This is a genomic window from Niveispirillum sp. (genome assembly GCF_017996735.1).
In the GTDB taxonomy this organism is placed as follows: domain Bacteria; phylum Pseudomonadota; class Alphaproteobacteria; order Azospirillales; family Azospirillaceae; genus Niveispirillum.
The window spans coordinates 182222-200098 of record NZ_JAGOGJ010000001.1 but is presented as its reverse complement, the minus strand read 5'-3'; the positions used below and the strand labels follow the sequence as shown (position 1 = coordinate 200098).

Annotated in this window: 16 protein-coding genes; 9 read left to right on the top strand and 7 right to left on the bottom strand. The window is 66.7% G+C overall.

The annotated features are described in order from the left end of the window. Positions 1-163: 163 nt before the first annotated feature. The gene (locus tag KBA48_RS00830; protein WP_292902786.1) at positions 164-1243 is read right to left on the bottom strand and encodes an amidohydrolase; all 1080 of its coding nucleotides are present in this window, start codon (positions 1241-1243) and stop codon (positions 164-166) included. Between the two features lie 192 nt (positions 1244-1435). Between KBA48_RS00830 and KBA48_RS00825 the strand changes: the two genes are divergently transcribed. The 9 genes from KBA48_RS00825 to KBA48_RS00785 all read left to right on the top strand — a co-directional run bounded on the left by KBA48_RS00825 (position 1436) and on the right by KBA48_RS00785 (position 12110). Next, entirely contained in the window at positions 1436-2191 is a 756-nt protein-coding gene (locus KBA48_RS00825; protein WP_292902784.1) for an SDR family NAD(P)-dependent oxidoreductase, read from the top strand. Positions 2192-2204: 13 nt separating this feature from the next. After that, on the top strand, positions 2205-3356 hold the full coding sequence (locus KBA48_RS00820; protein WP_292902782.1) for an ATP-grasp domain-containing protein: 1152 nt from the start codon (positions 2205-2207) through the stop codon (positions 3354-3356). After that, entirely contained in the window at positions 3349-4209 is an 861-nt protein-coding gene (locus KBA48_RS00815; protein ID WP_292902780.1) for a succinate--CoA ligase subunit alpha, read from the top strand. The genes KBA48_RS00820 and KBA48_RS00815 overlap by 8 nt, the downstream gene beginning before the upstream one ends. A gap of 262 nt (positions 4210-4471) precedes the next feature. After that, the gene (locus tag KBA48_RS00810; RefSeq protein ID WP_292902778.1) at positions 4472-5776 is read left to right on the top strand and encodes a cytochrome P450; all 1305 of its coding nucleotides are present in this window, start codon (positions 4472-4474) and stop codon (positions 5774-5776) included. Further along, complete coding sequence (locus tag KBA48_RS00805) at positions 5773-6813, top strand: NAD(P)-dependent alcohol dehydrogenase (RefSeq protein ID WP_292902776.1); 1041 nt, start codon at positions 5773-5775, stop codon at positions 6811-6813. The genes KBA48_RS00810 and KBA48_RS00805 overlap by 4 nt, the downstream gene beginning before the upstream one ends. 32 nt (positions 6814-6845) lie before the next feature. Beyond that, complete coding sequence (locus tag KBA48_RS00800; protein WP_292902774.1) at positions 6846-9080, top strand: TonB-dependent receptor; 2235 nt, start codon at positions 6846-6848, stop codon at positions 9078-9080. Next, a complete protein-coding gene (locus tag KBA48_RS00795) occupies positions 9080-10567 on the top strand; it encodes an aldehyde dehydrogenase family protein (protein WP_292902772.1) in 1488 nt (495 codons plus the stop codon). The genes KBA48_RS00800 and KBA48_RS00795 overlap by 1 nt, the downstream gene beginning before the upstream one ends. Next, a complete protein-coding gene (locus KBA48_RS00790) occupies positions 10545-11339 on the top strand; it encodes an SDR family oxidoreductase (RefSeq protein WP_292902770.1) in 795 nt (264 codons plus the stop codon). The genes KBA48_RS00795 and KBA48_RS00790 overlap by 23 nt, the downstream gene beginning before the upstream one ends. A gap of 3 nt (positions 11340-11342) precedes the next feature. Then, the gene (locus tag KBA48_RS00785; protein WP_292902768.1) at positions 11343-12110 is read left to right on the top strand and encodes a crotonase/enoyl-CoA hydratase family protein; all 768 of its coding nucleotides are present in this window, start codon (positions 11343-11345) and stop codon (positions 12108-12110) included. 47 nt (positions 12111-12157) lie between these two features. Here KBA48_RS00785 and KBA48_RS00780 read toward each other — a convergent pair whose 3' ends face one another. The 6 genes from KBA48_RS00780 to KBA48_RS00755 form a co-directional block, all read right to left on the bottom strand. Continuing rightward, the gene (locus KBA48_RS00780) at positions 12158-12910 is read right to left on the bottom strand and encodes a DJ-1/PfpI family protein (protein WP_292902766.1); all 753 of its coding nucleotides are present in this window, start codon (positions 12908-12910) and stop codon (positions 12158-12160) included. A gap of 29 nt (positions 12911-12939) precedes the next feature. Next, positions 12940-13413, bottom strand: a complete 474-nt coding sequence (locus KBA48_RS00775) for a nuclear transport factor 2 family protein (protein WP_292902764.1) — start codon at positions 13411-13413, stop codon at positions 12940-12942. Then, the gene (locus KBA48_RS00770) at positions 13410-14717 is read right to left on the bottom strand and encodes an MFS transporter (RefSeq protein ID WP_292902762.1); all 1308 of its coding nucleotides are present in this window, start codon (positions 14715-14717) and stop codon (positions 13410-13412) included. Before KBA48_RS00770 ends, KBA48_RS00775 begins: the two co-directional genes overlap by 4 nt. Before the next feature lie 98 nt (positions 14718-14815). Beyond that, positions 14816-16228: an aldehyde dehydrogenase family protein gene (locus KBA48_RS00765; protein ID WP_292902760.1), complete on the bottom strand. Its 1413-nt coding sequence runs from the start codon at positions 16226-16228 to the stop codon at positions 14816-14818. A 110-nt stretch (positions 16229-16338) separates the two neighbouring features. Further along, positions 16339-16878 (bottom strand): peptide deformylase, encoded by a 540-nt coding sequence (def, locus tag KBA48_RS00760; RefSeq protein ID WP_292902758.1) that lies wholly within the window; start codon positions 16876-16878, stop codon positions 16339-16341. Continuing rightward, complete coding sequence (locus KBA48_RS00755) at positions 16875-17876, bottom strand: phosphotransferase (protein WP_292902757.1); 1002 nt, start codon at positions 17874-17876, stop codon at positions 16875-16877. Before KBA48_RS00755 ends, def begins: the two co-directional genes overlap by 4 nt. Between the last annotated feature and the right edge of the window lies 1 nt (position 17877).

Here is a 17877-nt window from a genome sequence, read left to right as displayed (position 1 = left end):
GCACTTTTCCTCCCTGGTATTTATCGCCTGCGGCGTCTTTTTTTGGAATGCGCCGTGCCTGCCTGGCTGAATACAATGGCATTACCATTTCGGCGCAATGGAAAGGTATGGCCGTATGCCGGCCACAGGAATCGAGTTTTCCGCGTGCGGGGATGAGCATTGCTCATCCCAAGGCAGCACCCTGTTTTTCCGGTCCCGTCACCTGACCATTGCCCAGCCGGTAGACCCGTGCGGCAGTGCCGGAAAACAGCGCCGTCCGCTCCGCCGTGGTGCAGCCGGCGGCCATATGTTTGAAGGCATTCCATAAGGTGCGGTAGGCACAGGATTGCCGGTCGACGGGAAAATTGCTTTCAAACAGGCAGCGGTCCGGTCCGAAGAGGTCCAGACACGTCTCCACATAGGGACGCCAGGCGGCGGCCAGTTCCAGCGACGATGCCGGCACCGCGCGTTCATGGAAACCGAAACCGTAAGACGGCATGCCAAGCCCGCCCAGCTTCACCACGACATTACGGCACCGGGCCAGTTGTTGCAGCCCGTCCGCCCACTGGCGGAACACCTCGTCGCGCCGGCCGGCATAAGGGCCGATGCCCAGGGGGGCGCCAAGATGGTTCAGGATGATGTCCGTTTGCGCAAAGGCGCGGGCCAGGTCGGCCAGATCGGGCAATTGCGTGAAATAGACCCAGGCATCGAAGGACAGGCCCAGGGGCGCCAGTTCGGCGAAGCCCCGGCGGAACCCGGAATCGTGCAGCAGACCCGGCGGCGGCGGCACCCGGCTCATCGCGCCCAGGACGGGATCATGCTGCGCCTGCTGCCGGATCCCCCGGAACCGCCCGCCGCCGGCGCGCAGATGGGCCTGCAGAACGGGAATGACGGCGGCACCCAGCCGCAAATCGGCATGGCCCACGATGGCCGCGCACAGCCGTTGCGGTCCGTAGATGCCGCTGGCGCTGGCCGCCGCGATGCCGTTCACATATTCGGTCTCCCCCACGCAGCGCATTTCCTCCGGCCCATCGGCGCGGTACATCGCGTTGCATTGAACAAAGACCGTCGCGCGGACATCGTGACCCGACCCGATATCCGCCAGCAGTTCCGGCAATTGATAGGTTTCGGGCGGGCGGTCCCACAGATGGTGGTGGGCGTCGATGATGGGCAGGGAGGGTTCGATCACCTCCTCCCGCCACTGGGCCAACCATATGTCCAGTTCCGACATGGACCGGAGCTTCCCGGCAATTCGATCACTCATACGATCGTCCTCCCGAGACTGAGGCTAACACCGGGGGCGACAAAGCCGACTGCATTTATCGGCCGGCGGAATGACCGGATCTCATCCGGGGAACGCCACATGACCTGACGTCATACGGATGCGGAAAACTCGTTTGCGCGGATCACGGCCTGTCGGCACTGCTGAAGCAACGACGCATAAGGGAGCGGACGCATGAAACGTCTGGAAGGCCGTGTCGCCATGATCACGGGCGGGGCCAACGGCATCGGCCGTGGTTGCGCCCTGCGCATGGCGGCGGAAGGCGCAAAACTCGCCATCATTGATCTGGAACCCGAACCGCTGGCCGCCTTGCGCGATGAACTGGCGGCGTTGGGCACGGCCGTGTTTGCCAGGGCTGCCGACTGCACAGACCCCGCACAGGCCGGTGATTTCGTGGCGGCGGCGGAGACCGCACTGGGCCCGGCCGATATCCTGGTCAACAATGTCGGTCAAGGCGCGCGGGAGCGCAAGACCAGCTTCCTGGACAGCACGGAGGATGTCTGGCGCTTCGTGGTGGAGATCAACCTGTTCACCACCATGCGCTTCACCCGCCTGCTGGCCCCCGGCATGGCGGCGCGCGGATATGGCCGCGTCATCAATATGTCGTCGGAATCGGCCGTGATCGGCCCCGTCGGCAGCCATGATTATGCCGCCGCCAAGGCCGGCATCATCGGCTTTACCCGCGCCGTGGCGCGCGAACTGGCGCCGCGCGGCGTGACCGTGAACGCCGTCTGTCCCGGACCGGTGCGCACCCGCGCCCTGGAACGCAGCGCGGGGGAGGAGGCGCGAAAGGCCGTCGCCTCCATCCCGGCGGGGTTCCTGGGCGAACCGCAGGACATTGCCGGCATGGTGGCGCTGCTGTCCAGCGATGAAGGCCGGTACATCACGGGCCAGACCATCCTCATCAATGGCGGCCGCTGGTGGCTTTGAAAGGTCCCTCATCATGATGCTGCTTGAACATGACGCCAAGATGCTGCTGTCGGTGGCGGGTTTGCCCGTGCCGCCCGGCCGGCTGGTCCGGCGCACCGACATCGCCGCCCTTCCCGCCCTGCCCCTGCCCCAGGTCGTGAAGGCGCAGGTGCCCGTGGGCGGTCGCGGCAAGGCCGGCGGCATCCGGCTGGTGCGCGAGGCCGGCGCCCTGGCCGCCGGGCTGGATGATCTGCTGGGCATGGAGATCAAGGGACACCGGGTCCAGGCCTGCCGGCTGGAAGGCGCGATCGATTTTGTGGCGGAGGCCTACCTGTCCTTCACGCTGGATGCCGGGGCCGGCACGATCCGCCTGCTGCTGTCGGCGCAGGGGGGTATGGATGTGGAAGACCCGTCCCTGCGGCCGCATCTTCTGTCCGCCACCGTGGCGCCGGACCTGGACAGCCTGCTGGCCGGCATCGATGCGCTGTCGCCCCGGTTGCCCGACACCGTCCGGAAACCGGTCACGGATGCGGCGCGCAGCCTGGCGCCGCTGTTTTTCCGGCACGAGGCATTGCTGCTGGAAATCAATCCCCTGTTCATCCGCGCCGATCAATCCTGGATCATCGGCGATACCAAGCTGGCCGTGGACGAAAATGCCTTTCCCCGGCAACCGGATCTGGCCGTCATCGTGCAGAACAATCCGGACCTTTATCCCGAAGCCGCGCTGAAGCTGGACCAGGGCTATGATTATGTGCCGCTGGATGCCGGCGGCGATATCGGGCTGGTCACGACGGGCGCGGGCCTGTCGATGCAACTGATCGACGAACTGGTGGCGCGGGGCCGGCGGCCGTTCAATTTCTGCGACATCCGCACGGGCCAGTTCAAGGGCGATCCGGCCCGCCTGATCCAGGTGCTGGAACGGATCGCGGCCGGCCCGTCCATCCGCTCCGTGCTGATCAATTTCTTTGCAGGTCATACGGATCTGGGAGAGATCGCGCGGCTGCTGATCATCGCACTGAAGGCTGTGCCGCACCTGAAGGTGCCGATCACCGCCCGCATGATCGGCAACGGCCTGGACAAGGCCCGCGCCATCATCGAAGAGGCCGGCAATCCCATACTGATCGAGACCGACCTGGAACGCGCCATCGACCTGGCCATCGCCCGAGCGGAAGACGCCCATGCTTGAGATCAATGCCGACACGCCCACCATCGTCCAGGGCATCACCGGCCGTGCCGGCCGCACCCATACGCATCACATGCGGGCCTATGGCACCAATATCGTGGGCGGCGTATCGCCCCGCGAAGAGGATGTGGACGGTCTGCCGCTGTTCCGTGACTGCGCCGCCGCCGTCGCCGCTACGCGCGCCACGGCCAGCGTCGCCATCGTGCCCCCGCTCTCCGTCCTGCCCGCCATCCTGGAGGCGGTGGAAGCGGGCATCCGCACCATCGTCACCCTGACGGAAGGCATGCCCATCCATGACGCGGTGAAGGCCAAGGCGGTGGTAAGGGCGGCGGGGGCGACCTGGATCGGCGCCTCCACGCCGGGCCTGGCCATTCCGGGCCGCATGAAGATGGGGTTCCTGCCCGACGTGTCGCTGGCACCGGGCAGCCTGGGCGTCATGTCGAAAAGCGGCACTCTGTCCTATGAGGTCTGTCACCGGCTGGTAGCGCGCGGTCTGGGGCAAAGCCTGTGGGTGGGCGTGGGCGGCGACCCGGTGAAGGGGACGCGCTTCGCCGATCTGCTGCCGCTCTATGCCGCCGATGAGAAGACCAGCGCCCTGGTCATCATCGGGGAGATCGGCGGGGATGAGGAAGAGGAACTGGCCGCCGCCATCACGGAACAGGGCTTCGCCAAGCCGGTCTATGCCCTGATCGCCGGACAATCGTCGCGCGAGGGCGTGACGATGGGCCATGCCGGCGCCCTGATCCATGGGGAAACGGGGACGGTGGCCAGCAAGACCAAGGCCCTGAACGCGGCCGGTGCACAGGTCTTCACGCGCATCCGGGATCTGGTGGCGGCCATCACCCCCACCCCATGAGCAGCGATCATACGGACGGGGCGAAAACTCGCTTGTTAACCATGCCCTGAGGTTCATCCTGTCCTGGTTCAAAGAAATGGTGCCGCCCTTTGTGGGGCAAAAAAATAGGCACCGACAGGGATGATCCGGGAAGCAGCGGCGCCATAGCCGCCGGGCCAGCAACGGCAGGACACGAGACGCAACCGCAGCGGAAACCATGCTGCGGAATGGCGGCGTGCGGCCGGCGGCAAGACTTCCCGACGCAACCGGGGAAGGAGCGTTCATGGCCGCACAGCCCGACAGCAATAGCCGCACGGATGACATCAATCTGACCACCCCCTCCTTCTTCGGGGGCAACGATCCGCACACGATCTGGCGGCGATGGCGGACGGAGGAGCCGGTACGCTGGACCCAGGGCCGCCTGCGTCACGGCTTCTGGTCCGTGACCCGCCATGCCGACATGCGCTTCGTCCTGATGAACGACACCCGTATCTTCAGCGTGCAGCGCCATGGCGCCAACCTGCCGGCGGGGCCGGAATTCGAAGCGCCGGAAGACGCCCTGTTCACGGAACTGAGCCATAGCGGCGCACAACTGGCCATCATGGACGGCCAGCCCCATACCGACCTGCGCCGCCAGTTCTGGAACTTCTTCTCCCCCGGCGGGGTGCGTGACCTGGACGCGATGGTCCGGCGCATCACCAACAATCTGCTGGCCGACCTGCTGGAACAGGGATCGTGTGACTTCACCACCGATTTCGCTGGCAAGGTGCCGACGGCGGTCATCGCCGCCATCCTGGGCATTCCGGAAAGCCATTGGGCCGATCTTTACCGCTGGAACAACATGCTGGCGGCACCGGAGGACCCGGAATTCGCCATGGGCGACGCGCTGGCCACCCAGACGGAAGGCGTCAGCAACATCATGCGCACCTGCATCGACCTGGCCGCCTCCAAGCGCGGCAAGGGCGGGGCCGACCTGCTGACGGCACTGACCACAGCCGAGATTGATGGCCGGCCCCTGAGCGATACGGAGATCGGTTTCAACGGCCTGATGTTCTTCGCCGCCGGGCATGAGACGACCCGCGCGTCGATGAGCACGGGGCTGGTCGAACTGATGGCGGCACCCGACCAGTGGCGGCATCTGCGTGACCATCGCCAGGACCGCGAGGTCCTGCGCCGGGCGGGGGAGGAATGCGTGCGCTATAGTTCCCCGCTCACCCACACGCTGCGCACCGCTACGGAGGATACGGAGATCGGCGGCCAGCGGATCGCCGAAGGGGACCGAGTGGTCCTGTGGTTCCACGGCGCCAACCGCGACCCGGCCGTCTTCACCGATCCCGAACGGTTCGACGTGACGCGGCAGAAGAACGAGCATCTGGGCTTTGCCGTGGGTAAGCATTTCTGCCTGGGCATGCATCTGGCGCGGCTGGACATGGCCGTGATGCTGGGCGCCATGCTGGAGCATCTGGAAGATGTCGAGCCGGCGGGGCCGGTGGAGATGGCCAGTTCCAACCTGTTCTGGGGCATCAAGCACCTGCCCATCCGCTTCCGCGCCAAAAGCGGCAAGGCCCTGCGGGAGGAAGGGACATGACCCGGACCATGCGCGCCTATCGCCTGACCGAAGCAGGGCGGATGCCCCAGGTGATGGAGATCCCCGTGCCGGAACCGGGTCCAGGCCAGGTGCGGCTGCGCACGGCCGGTGCCGGGCTCTGCCATTCCGACCTGCTGGTCATCCATGCCGATCCGTCCTTCTTCCCCCTGCCCCTGACCATGGGGCACGAGGCCACGGGCTTCATCGACGCGCTGGGGCCGGGGGTGGAGGGATTGAGGATCGGCGATGCCTATGGCGTCTATTTCTCCTGGGGCTGCGGGCGGTGCCGGGCCTGTGCCAGAGGGGCGGAGAATGTCTGCGAGCGGGCGGGCAGTACCCCCGGCTTTGCCACGGGCCGTGATGGCGGCATGGCCGATTACTTTATCGTTGATGATCCCCGCCACCTGATCCCGCTCGGCGGGCTGGACCCGGTGGAGGCGGCCCCCCTGATGTGTGCCGGCATCACCGTCACCCATGCGGTGCGGCGGACGGCCGCCCTGCTGGACCCCCGTTCGACGGCGCTGGTCATCGGCGTAGGCGGGCTGGGCCATCTGGCCATCCAGGTGCTGAAGGCGCTGACACCGGCCCGGATCATCGCCATCGACCGGTTGCCGGAAAAGCTGGAACAGGCCCTGGCACTGGGTGCCGCGCAGGCGCTGACCGCCGGTCCCGGCAGCATTGCGGACATAAGGGCCCTGACCGACGGGCGGGGGGCCGATCTGGTACTCGATTTCGTGGGCAATGACGCGACGCTGGAACTGGCGGCCGGCACGCTGGCCCAGGGAGGGCGGCTGGAGATCGTGGGCGTGGGCGGCGGCATGCTGCCGCTGCGCTTCCACACCATGCCGCGCGACGCCAGCGTCGGCGCACCCTATGCCGGCACCCTGGATGATTTGCGGGCGGCCGTCGATCTGGCGCGGGACGGGTCCGTCCATTCGCAGATCCTGCGCATCGGTTACGACCAACTGAACGCCACCTATGCCCGACTGGATGCCGGCCGGATCAGGGGCCGGGCCGTTCTGGTGCCCCACGCTTAGCCAAACACAAACAAACAATCAGGGAGGCAACAATGCACAAGGTCGACGGGAAGTCGCTGATCCCGGCCCTTCTGGTTCTGGCCGCGACAGCGGTACCAGCCATGGCCCAGGACCCGCCGGACACGCTGGAGGAGATCATCGTCACGGCCCAGCGCCGGTCGGAAAACCTGCAAAAGGTCCCTATCGCTGTCACGCCCGTATCCATGGACCAGATCGAGACGGCGGGCATCGCCTCCAGCCTGGATCTGCCACGCATCGCGTCCGGCGTCACCACGGCCCCCACGGCGGCCAATTCCTTCTTCATCCCCTATATCCGCGGTGTCGGTTCCAATTCCCCGGCCACGGGCAATGACAGTTCCATCGCCGTCTATATCGACGGCATCTACCAGTCCGACAAGGCCGCCAACGTCTTCGATTTTTCCAATATCGAACGGATCGAGGTGCTGAAGGGCCCGCAGGGCACCCTGTTCGGCCGGAATGCCACGGGCGGCGCCATCAATATCATCACGCTGAAGCCGCAATTCACGGCCAGCGGCACCGCCGAGGTCTCCTACGCCCGCTTCGACCGCTGGACGGCCAAGGCCCATGTCACGGGGCCGCTGTCCGACACCATCGCCGCCAGCCTCAGCTATCAGCATATCGGCGGCGGCGACTATTTCACCAATACCGGCACGGAGGATCCCGGCCGGTTCGGCGGCACCAACAGCGACGCCATCCATGGCAAGCTGCTGTTCAGGCCGGGCAACAATTTCGAGGCCACGCTGGGCCTGATGTATGTGGACCGCAGCACGACGGACCTGAATTCCAACCTGGCGCCCGTACCGGGCACGACCCCGGTCGGCATGCTGCTGGGCGGCAGTTTCGATGCGCGCGACCGCCATTATGCCGGCAGTCCCAATCTGTTCGCGACGGAAGCCTACCGCGCCAGCCTGCAGGCGCGCTGGTCGCTGGACAAGGTCGATCTGGTCGCCATCACCGGCTATGTCCATACGCAGGATATTTCCAAGCTGGATTATGACGGCACCACCGCCAACGTGCTCTATTTCGACGAAATCCAGGGCACCAAGGATTTCTCCCAGGAACTGCAATTGCTGTCGGCCGATGACAGCCCGCTGCAATGGGTTCTGGGTGCCTATTATTTCAAGGGCAAGGCCTATATCGACCCCCTCAACCTGATCCAGGCCGCCCCCTATAACAGCACCTTCGCCACGGTGCCCGGCGTGCCCGGCGGGTCGATCACCAGCATCAGCACGGAGGGTCCGACCCGTGCCCTGGCCGGCTATGGCCAGGCGACCTTCAACCTGACCGAAGCAACACGGCTGACCGGCGGCCTGCGCTATACCAGCGAGCGGCGCCGCTATGATTTCACCGTGTCCGGGGTGGGGCAGATCGCGCCCGGCTTCTCCTCCCCCGTGCTGATCCCGCTGGTGTCGGATCAGGGCAATCTGGGCCGGACCTTCGACAAGTTGACCTGGCGGCTGGCGCTGGATCAGCAATTCACGCCCGACATCATGGGCTATATAAGCTGGAACCGCGGCTTCAAGAGCGGCACCTTCAACATGAACGACTTCACGCCGGGCCAGACCCCGGTGAAGCCGGAAGTGCTGGACGCCTATGAGACAGGCCTGAAAGGGCAGTTCATGGAACGGCGGCTGCAGATCAATCTGGCCGCCTTCTATTATGATTACCGGAACATCCAGTTGGACACGATCGTGGCCGCCGGATCAGGCGCCAGCACGACCGTCCTGCAGAACGCCGCCAATGAGCGCATCTACGGCCTGGATGCCGACCTGCAACTGCGCGCCAGCCGGGGCCTGCAATTACGGGCCAGCGCCACCCTGCTGGACGCGGAATATCAGGATTTCCCCAATGCCACGGCCTTCATCCCCGACATGTTCGGCAATGGCACACAGTCCAGCATCGATGCCAGCGGCATGCGCGGCCTTTATGCGCCCCGCTGGTCCTTCACGCTGGGGGCCGATTATACGGCCGATCTGGCCGATGGCGGGGAACTGGTCTTCTCCGGCAGCTATTACCGCACCGCCAGCTTCAAGGTGGGTGTCGGGCCGGCCGACAAGGTCAACGAATATGACAGCCTGGGCGCTTCGGTCACCTACCGTTTCCCCGACAAGGACTGGTATGTGCGCGGGTTCGGCAACAACCTGACCGACCGCACCGTCATCGGTACCAACCTGTCGGCCCTGAAACAGTCCCGCCAGCAGATCATGCCGCTGACCTACGGGCTGGCGGCGGGGGTGGACTTCTGATGGCGGGGACATCATTCGACCGTCTGGGTCCGGCCGCCCGCCGCTGGCTGGAACAGGGGGAGGGTCGCCTGCTGATCGGCGGCCAATGGGGAGCGGCGCGGTCCGGACGGAGCTTTGCCGCCCTCGATCCATCAACCGGCAGCATCATCGGCCGCGCCGCGGCCGGGGATGCCGCCGATATCGACGCCGCCGTCGCGGCGGCCCGCGCGGCCTTTCAGGAAAAGTCCTGGCGGCGCATGAACCCCCATGCGCGTGGCGACCTGCTGCTGCGCATCGCCGCCACAGTGGAGGCCCATGCCGATGAACTGGCGGAACTGGAGACTCTGAACAATGGCGTGCCGCTGCTGTTCACCCGGGCACAGGTGGCCGACGTCGCGCGCACCTTCCGCTATTACGCGGGATGGCCGACCAGGATCCAGGGGGAAACGAACCCGGCGGGCGGCGATCTGCTGAACTATACGCTGCGCCAGCCCGTGGGGGTATGCGGCCAGATCGTGCCCTGGAACGGACCGCTTTCGTCGGCCTCCTGGAAGCTGGCGCCGGCCCTGGCCTGCGGCAATGCCGTGGTGCTGAAGCCGGCGGAACAGACGCCGCTTTCCACCCTGCGCCTGGGCGAATTGCTGCTGGAGGCCGGCGTGCCCCCCGGCATCGTCAATATCGTCACCGGCTTCGGGGAGACGGCAGGGGCGGCGCTGGTGGCGCACGGGGACGTCGACAAGATCGCCTTCACCGGCTCCACCGAGGTCGGCAAGCGCATCGTGCGGGCGGCGGCGGACACCATGAAGCGGGTGACCATGGAGTTGGGTGGCAAGTCGCCCAACATCGTCTTCGCCGATGCCGATCTGGACAAGGCCGTGGCCGGGGCCGTCACCGGCTTCTGCACCCTGTCGGGCCAGATCTGCGTGGCCGGGTCCCGCCTGCTGGTGCAGCAGGATATCCATGATGAATTCGCCAGAAGGCTGGTGTCCGCCGTACGCGGGGTGAGCGTGGGCGACCCGTTCGACCCCGGCACCTATATGGGTCCGCTGGTATCGGCCGAACAGCAGCGGCGCGTCGGCGGACATATCGACAGGGCCCGGCAGGAGGGGGCAAGCCTGCTGCTGGGCGGTGGCGCGCTGGACCGGCCGGGTTTCTACGTCGCCCCGACCATCTTCGGCGATGTCCAGCCGGCCATGGCCCTGGCACGTGAAGAAGTGTTCGGCCCTGTCATCGCCCTGATCCCCTTCAAGGATGAGGCGGACGCCCTGGCCAAGGCCAATGACAGCATCTACGGGCTGGCGGCCGCCGTCTGGACCCGCGACGGGGCCCGCGCCCACCGCATGGCGCGCGATCTCGACGCCGGCACGGTCTGGATCAACACCTATCTGGTGGTGGACCAGATGTCGCCCTTCGGCGGGTTCAAGCAATCCGGCCTGGGCCGGGAACTGGGCCGCGCCTCCATCGATGCCTATACGGAGCAGAAAAGTGTCTTTGCCGATATCGGGTGAGGGCGGGCAGGCCCGTTTCGATTTCACGGGGTCGCGCGTCATCGTCACCGGGGCCAGCCGGGGCATCGGGCGCGGCATCGCGGAGGCCTTCGCCAGGGCCGGAGCCGGCATATCCATCTGCGCCCGCAATCCGCGTAAGCTGGAGGAGACAAGGGAGGCACTGGCTGCCCATGGCGGCCCGGTGCATGCCGCAATCTGCGACGTGGCCGACGGCGATCAGGTCGCCGCCTATGTGGCCGGCGCCGCTGCGGCGCTGGGCGGTGTCGACGTGCTGGTCAGCAATGTCTCCGCCTTCGCGCGCAGCGATGCGGAGGAAAGCTGGCTGGCCGGAGTGCAGACCGACCTGCTGGGCGCCGTGCGCCTGTCCCATGCCGCCCTGCCCTGGCTGGAACGGGCACCGGGTGGCGGGGTCATCGTGCATGTCAATTCCATCACGGCCCTGCGCCCGTCGCGCAGCGCGCCCGCCTATGCCGCCATGAAGGCCGCGCTGATGAACTATACGGGTAGCCAGGCGCTGGCCCTGCTGGGGCGCGGGGTGCGGGTCAACGGGGTGGCGCCGGGATCGACGGAGGCGCCGGGCCATTTCTGGGAGAAGCGCCGATTGTCCGGCGACCCCGCCTATGCGGCGGCGCTGGCCAGCCAGCCCACAGGCCGCATGGGCCATCCCGACGATATTGCCGGCGTGGTCCTGTTCCTGGCATCGGATGCGGCGCGCTGGGTGGTGGGACAGACCATCCTGGCCGATGGCGGGCAATTGGCGAATGGTGGCTGAGCCATGGGACAGACCGTGCATGTCGAGCAACAGGACCATCTGCTGATCATCACCATCAACCGGCCAGCCGTGCGCAACGCCGTGGATGGACCGACGGCGGCGGCCCTGCACGCGGCCATGGACCGGGTCGATGAAGATCCGGCCCTTTTTGCGGCCATCCTGACCGGGGCCGGCGGCATCTTCTCCGCCGGGGCCGACCTGAAGGCGGCGGCGCGCGACGGGCATAGCGGCGCCGTCACGGCACGCGGCCCTTTCGGCTTTTGCCGCAGCCCGCCTGCCAAGCCGCTGATCGCGGCCGTGGAAGGGTATGCAGTCGGCGGCGGGTTCGAGATGGCGCTGGCCTGCGACCTGATCGTCGCTGCCGGCGACGCACGCTTCGCCCTGCCGGAAGTGAAGCGCAATCTGGTGGCGCTTGGCGGCGGCCTGCTGCGCCTGCCCCACCGCCTGCCCTACCATGTCGCGGCAGAAATCGCCCTGACGGGGACGGCGGTCGGGGCCGGGGACCTGCACCACTGGGGACTGGTCAACCGGCTATCGGCACCGGGACAGGCGTTGGATGCCGCCCGCCGGCTGGCCGCCGACATCCTTGCCAACGGCCCAACAGCCCTGGCCGCCACGATCGCCATCCTGCGCCGCGCGGGAGGCGGCACCGGGGATGCGGATTGGGACTGGGCCCGCGAACAGGCCCAGGCCGCCCTGACGGCCCTGGACCGGGCCGAAGGTCTGCGCGCCTTCACCGAAAAACGCGCGCCCCGCTGGCAGGGATGCTGATCAGAGCGTGCCGTCACCGTCGAGATCGGCCCGCAGCGTCAGGTCACTCAACCGCCCAGAGCCTTGATCACTTCCTGTGGGGCGGTACGGACCGAACCGGCATTGAATGGGGGGTGGGGATCATACTCGATGGCCAACTGCGCCATCATCGCGCGCTTGGCTCCATAAAGGTCGGCAATCAGGGCCAAAGTGAGGTCGATGCCGGCGGAGACACCGGCAGAGGTCCAGTATTTGCCGTCGCGGACCCATCGTTCCGGCACGAAGGTCGAACCGGCCTGATCCAGCATGCCAGTGAATTTCCAATAGGTGGTGGCGCGTTTGCCTTTCAGCAGGCCGGCATGGGACAGCATCAGCGATCCAGTGCAGATGCCGACCGTATAGATCGAGCTGCTGTCCATGCGCCGCAGCCAGTCCATGGTGACAGGGTCGTTGGACGCCTCCATCAGGCCCTTGGCCCCGCCGGGAACCAGCAGCACGTCGGTACGGTCGATCTGGTCGAACCGGACATTGGCCTTGTAATCCATGATGCCACTGTCGCTTTTCATCAGATCGGTGGTTTTTGCGGCCAGCACGACCTCGATCCCCTCCACCCGATGCAGCGCCTCATAGGGACCGACCCAATCCAGCACCGTGGTCCCGGGATAGAGCAGCATGGTCACCTGGGTCTTCTTGCCGGTGCGCAGGGCAGGCCCGTCTGCCGCTTGCGGCTGGGCGGCCTGCGCGCCGCTGCCGGCGATAAGAGCTGCGCTGCCCGCAAGCCCCATGGCAGCGAAGGACCGGCGATCAATCATGTGGTTCATGGCATTCCCCTTTTCTCTGTGCATCTGCTTCACGCCTTGGGCGCGTCGCTGTTGAAGATGTCGCGATGGCGCTTCCAGCGTCCGTCTTCCCATTTCCAGACCAGGATGTACTTGCCGTGGTCGATGACCTGCTCCCGCCCTTCCTCCACGGCAGAGACGGTGGCCAGGCCGGTCTCGATCACCAGCGGTCCTTCGATGATCTGGTCGACCAGGTCGAACTGGCTGCGCAGACGCCGGGCCGGGTTGCTGGTCGCCGCGGTCCAAAACGCGATGGCGGCGTCGCGGCCGCGCACCAGCGGCCGGCCCGCCGGCAGCACCAGCGTATCGGCGGTGAACAGGCCCGGCAGGGCGGCATGGTCGCGGGTGAACAGGATCTCGGCGAACCGGCGACGGGCCTCTCCAGTCTGCGCCAGGATGGTGTCGCGGCCGGGCACTGGTGCAGCCTGGGCCGCCGTGGCCAGCAGAACGCCGCCCATCACGGCCAGGGATCGGCGATCGATCATTGTCTGTCTCCGGAAAGGTCGGCGCCGGTTGCCCGCTCGATATCCTGGGCCACGAACCGCGCCCCATAGGCGAACATCAAGGCACCCAGCGTCGCGAAGCCGGCCATGATGGCGAGCGCATAGCGCAGCGCATCGACACCCATACTGTCACGCAGACCGTCGCTGAGCATGCCGGTCAGGACGGGGCCGATGCCCTGGCCGGTCAGGACGGTGGCCACCATCACCAGGGCGGTGGCCAGCCCGCGCATGGATGGCCGGGCCAGGTTCTGGGTCAGACCGAAGGCCGGGCCGAAATGCATCGCGGAAATGACCGTACCGGCGGCATAGATGCCAAGGCCGGTATAAAGGTCGTCGGCCAGGCAGAACATCGCGAAGAACGGTGTGGTCAGCAGGGTGACGATGGCCGGGAAATACAGCCGGATGCGCGGGTTGCGTTCCGACAGCCAGTCCGACAGCCCGCCACCCACGAAGGTGCCGATACCGCCGGCGATGCCCAGCACCAGCCCCAGATGCAGCCCCACCTCCGTCAGGCCCAACCCATGCACCTTGATCAGGAAGGCCGGCGCCCAGGCGGCATAGGCACCCTGCGTCACCGCCGTGATGGTCAGGCCACCGGCCGCGGCCAGATAGGCGCGCTGCTGTCCCAGGAAGCGCAGGGAGGCCCCCATCGGTTCGTCCCCGCGCAAGGCCGCCGGCTCGAACCGGCCGCGCAGCGGCTCCTTCACCGTCAGGCGCAGCACCAGGGCCAGCAGCAGGCCCGGCGGCCCCAGCATCAGGAAGGTCATGCGCCAGCCGAACCGTTCCGCCAGGAAGGAGCCTAGCAGAAAGCTCAGCATGATGCCGATATAGATGCCGCTGGAATAGATGCCCATGGCCAGCGCCCGGCGCCGGGGCGCGAAATAATCGGCGATCAGGGAATAGGTGGGCGCCCCGCCCCCGGCCTCCGCCACGCCCACGACGGCACGGGCCGCCAGCATCTGACCGAAGCCGGTGACGACGCCGCAGAGCGACGTCGCCACGCTCCACACTGTGACCGCCAGAGAGACAAGGTTGCGCCGGTTGTTCCGGTCGGAAAAGCGCGCGATCCACAAGGTGGCGATGGCGTATAGCACCGCGAAGCCGGACCCGCTCAACAGCCCCATGGCGGTGTCCGACAATCCAAATTCCTGTTGGATCGGCACCAGCAGGATGGAGATCACCAGCCGGTCGATCCAGTTCAGAACGAAGATCAGCACCAGGATGAACAGCACATAATAGGCATAGAGCGGGTTGGGTGGCGCGTCTGTCGCAGTGGGATCGGTCATGGGCAATCGGCACTCCCTCGGGACGGGTCATCGAGCGATTGTGTCAGCCGGCCAGCCTCGCGCAAAGGCCGCCGGACGGGCAATTTCGGCCAGTTTGGTCAGCGGCTGACCCGGACGGTCTGAAGCTGCATATATTCGTCCAGCCCGTGCAGGCCGAATTCCGTGCCGATGCCGGATTGCTTGGCGCCACCGAACGGCGCATCGGGGGAAATGGTGCCGTGATCATTGACCCAGGCCGTGCCCACCTGCATCCGTTCGGCCAGCGCGCGGGCCTTGGCCAGATCGGACGACCAGACGGAACCGCCCAGCCCATTCTCATTGGCATTGGCGCGGGCCAGGGCGTCTTCGGCCTCGGTGAAACGGATGAGGGGCAGAATGGGGCCGAACTGTTCCTCATCCACGATGCGCATCCCGTCCGAGACATCGACCAGGATCGAGATCGGGAAGAAATAGCCCTCGCGGTCCAGTGGCGCCCCGCCGGACAGGAACCGGCCGCCCTTGGCCTGGGCATCGGCGGCCAGTGCGCAGACATGGTCGAACTGTGCCCGGTTCTGCACGGGGCCGAACTGTGTGGAGGGATCATTGCCGGGGCCGGTGCGCGCCTGACGGGCCAGCCCGGCCAGCTTGTCCGCCAGCGCGTCGTGCACGGCGTCATGCACATAGAGCCGTTTCAGGGCGGCGCAGGTCTGGCCGTTATTGCTGAAGGCCTTGGCGAAGATCTTGGGCGCGATGGCGTCGATATCGGCATCGGGCAGAACGATGGCCGCATCGTTGCCGCCCAGTTCCAGGGTCAGGCGCTTCAGATTGCCGGCACCGCTGGCCATGATGCGCCGGCCCGTCGGAATTGATCCGGTGAACACGATCTTGTCGATGCCCTGATGCTCGGCCATCGCCTGGCCCAGCACCGCATCACCAGAGACCGAATTCAGCACGCCCGGCGGCAGATGCGCATTGGCGATCTCGATCATCCGCAAGACGGCAAGCGGCGTATAGGGCGAGGGCTTGAGGACGACAGTGTTGCCCGCGACCAGGGCCGGCATGACATGCCAGACGGAAATCAGCACCGGATAGTTCCAGGGGGTGATGGAGGCGACGACGCCCAGCGGCCGGCGATGCACCTCGACCCGTTCATCGGCGCCATCCTTGACCAACTCGACAGGCGGACGCAGAGCGGCAGTGGCGCGGGCCCAGGCGGCAGCGCCGGAAATTTCCCCCACCGCACTGCTGTGCAGGGGCTTTCCCTGTTCACGCGACAGCAGCGCGCCCAGGCTGTCGCGCGCTGCCCCGATGGCGTCGGCAATGCGTTCGACGGCCGCCGCACGCTCGTCGATCGGGGTTGCTGCCCAGGCCGGAAAGGCCCGTCTGGCCGCCGCCACAGCCCGGTCCAGATCGGCCAGGCTGGCCAGCGGAGCGCGGGCGAAAACCCGGCCGGTGGCCGGATCGATGACGTCCTGCGTCTGGCCGGTCGCCAGCGGGCGCCCATCGATGATCAGGGACGGAATATTCTCCATCGGGTCCTCTCCTTGGCACCCCATCGCCGACCCATGGTCCGGGCGTGGAGCGTCCTTCCGGCCCCGATGGGGCCGGCCGGTATTCTGGAATTGTCGTTCAGGCGGCGGATCTATTCAGACGCGTGCTTGGCCCAGTCATTGCCGGGCAACAAGGCCTCGGTGAAACCGAACTTCGTCATGTCGCGGATACGCTGGGGATAGAGGATGCCGTCCAGATGGTCATATTCATGCTGGAACAGCCGGGCGTGGAAGCCCTTGGCCTCGCGCTCCACCATGCTGCCATCCTCTGCCGTGCCGCCATAGCGGATATGGGTGTGGCGCGGCACCAGACCGCGCATGCCCGGCACCGACAGACAGGATTCCGGCGCCTGCACCGTCTCCTCCGTCAGGATTTCCAGCCACGGATTGATCAGCGCGGTCAGCGGCACAGGCTGTTCATCCGGGTGGTATTTGTTGGGCGCGATACCGAATATCAGAACACGCAAATCGACACCGATCTGCGGGGCCGCCAGCCCGAAGGAATTGGCGGCGTGCAGCGTGTCGTACATGTCGGCGATCACGGCCTTCACGGCCGGATCGTGGACATCATCCACCGGCTTGGCGACACGCAGCAGGCGGATGTCGCCCAGCTTCAAAATTTCACGGATCATGGCCGCCCTCCGCTTGCATTCTTCAGATAATCCGCCGCCAGCCGGCAGCAATTGTCGATCAGCATCGGCGCCTTTTCCCGCGCCGTCCGGGTTTCCGACCGGGTCTGCAGCCAGCCCAGATATGTCGTCGCCCGCAGGAAACGGAACAGCGGCAGCCGATCAAGGTCGGGCAGCGGCCGGACGCTACGATAGCCCTCAAACAATTGCTCACGCAGCACCGCGTCGTCCCCATCGGGCATGGCGTTGATCACCGTCGCCAGTTCGAACATGTACCAGCCGAACCCGCAATCATCGAAGTCGATAGCCTGCAACCGGTCGCCGTCCTGGATCAGGTTGTCACGGATCAGGTCGGCATGGATCATGCCGTAGCGGTCGCCCGCCTTGCCATAGTCCGCCAGATCGGCCCGCGCCTGGCCCCGCGCCCGCAGCAGCAGGTCGCGCTGGTCCGCCGACAGGGCCGGCAGTTCCCAGAACCGGCCCCAGACCGGACTGTCCCCCAGCAGACCATCGGCATCCCAGCTATGCCGGTCGAAACCGGCGGGCAGCGTGATCGCCGATCCCTGCCTGTGTAGCCGGGCCGCCAGCCGGCCGACCTTGAAATAATGACGGGCCGGGTCCTCCCTGGGCCCGTCGCCGCCGGACAGCCAGCCCAGCATGTCCACCTGCCGCACTTCCGGCACGCCATCGGCACCGGCATGCACGAACAGGCTGCCATCGGCGGCGGGCAGGACCGGCGGCACCGGAATGCCGGCCTCGCCCAGCACCCGCATCCAATAGAGTTCTGAGCGCAGCGAACCATCCGTGTGGTAACCCGCGCGATGGACACGCAGCGCGAACCGGACGCCGTCCTCGCGACGGGTCGTAAACACGGCATTCTCCCGGTACTTGAACAGCACCGGATCGCTGAACCGCCCATCCCAGCGGGCAAGGGCCGCCCGGGCAAGCCCCGTCAGGCATTCCGCCTGGTCCGCGTCGCAGAGTTGATAGAAATCGGCCACG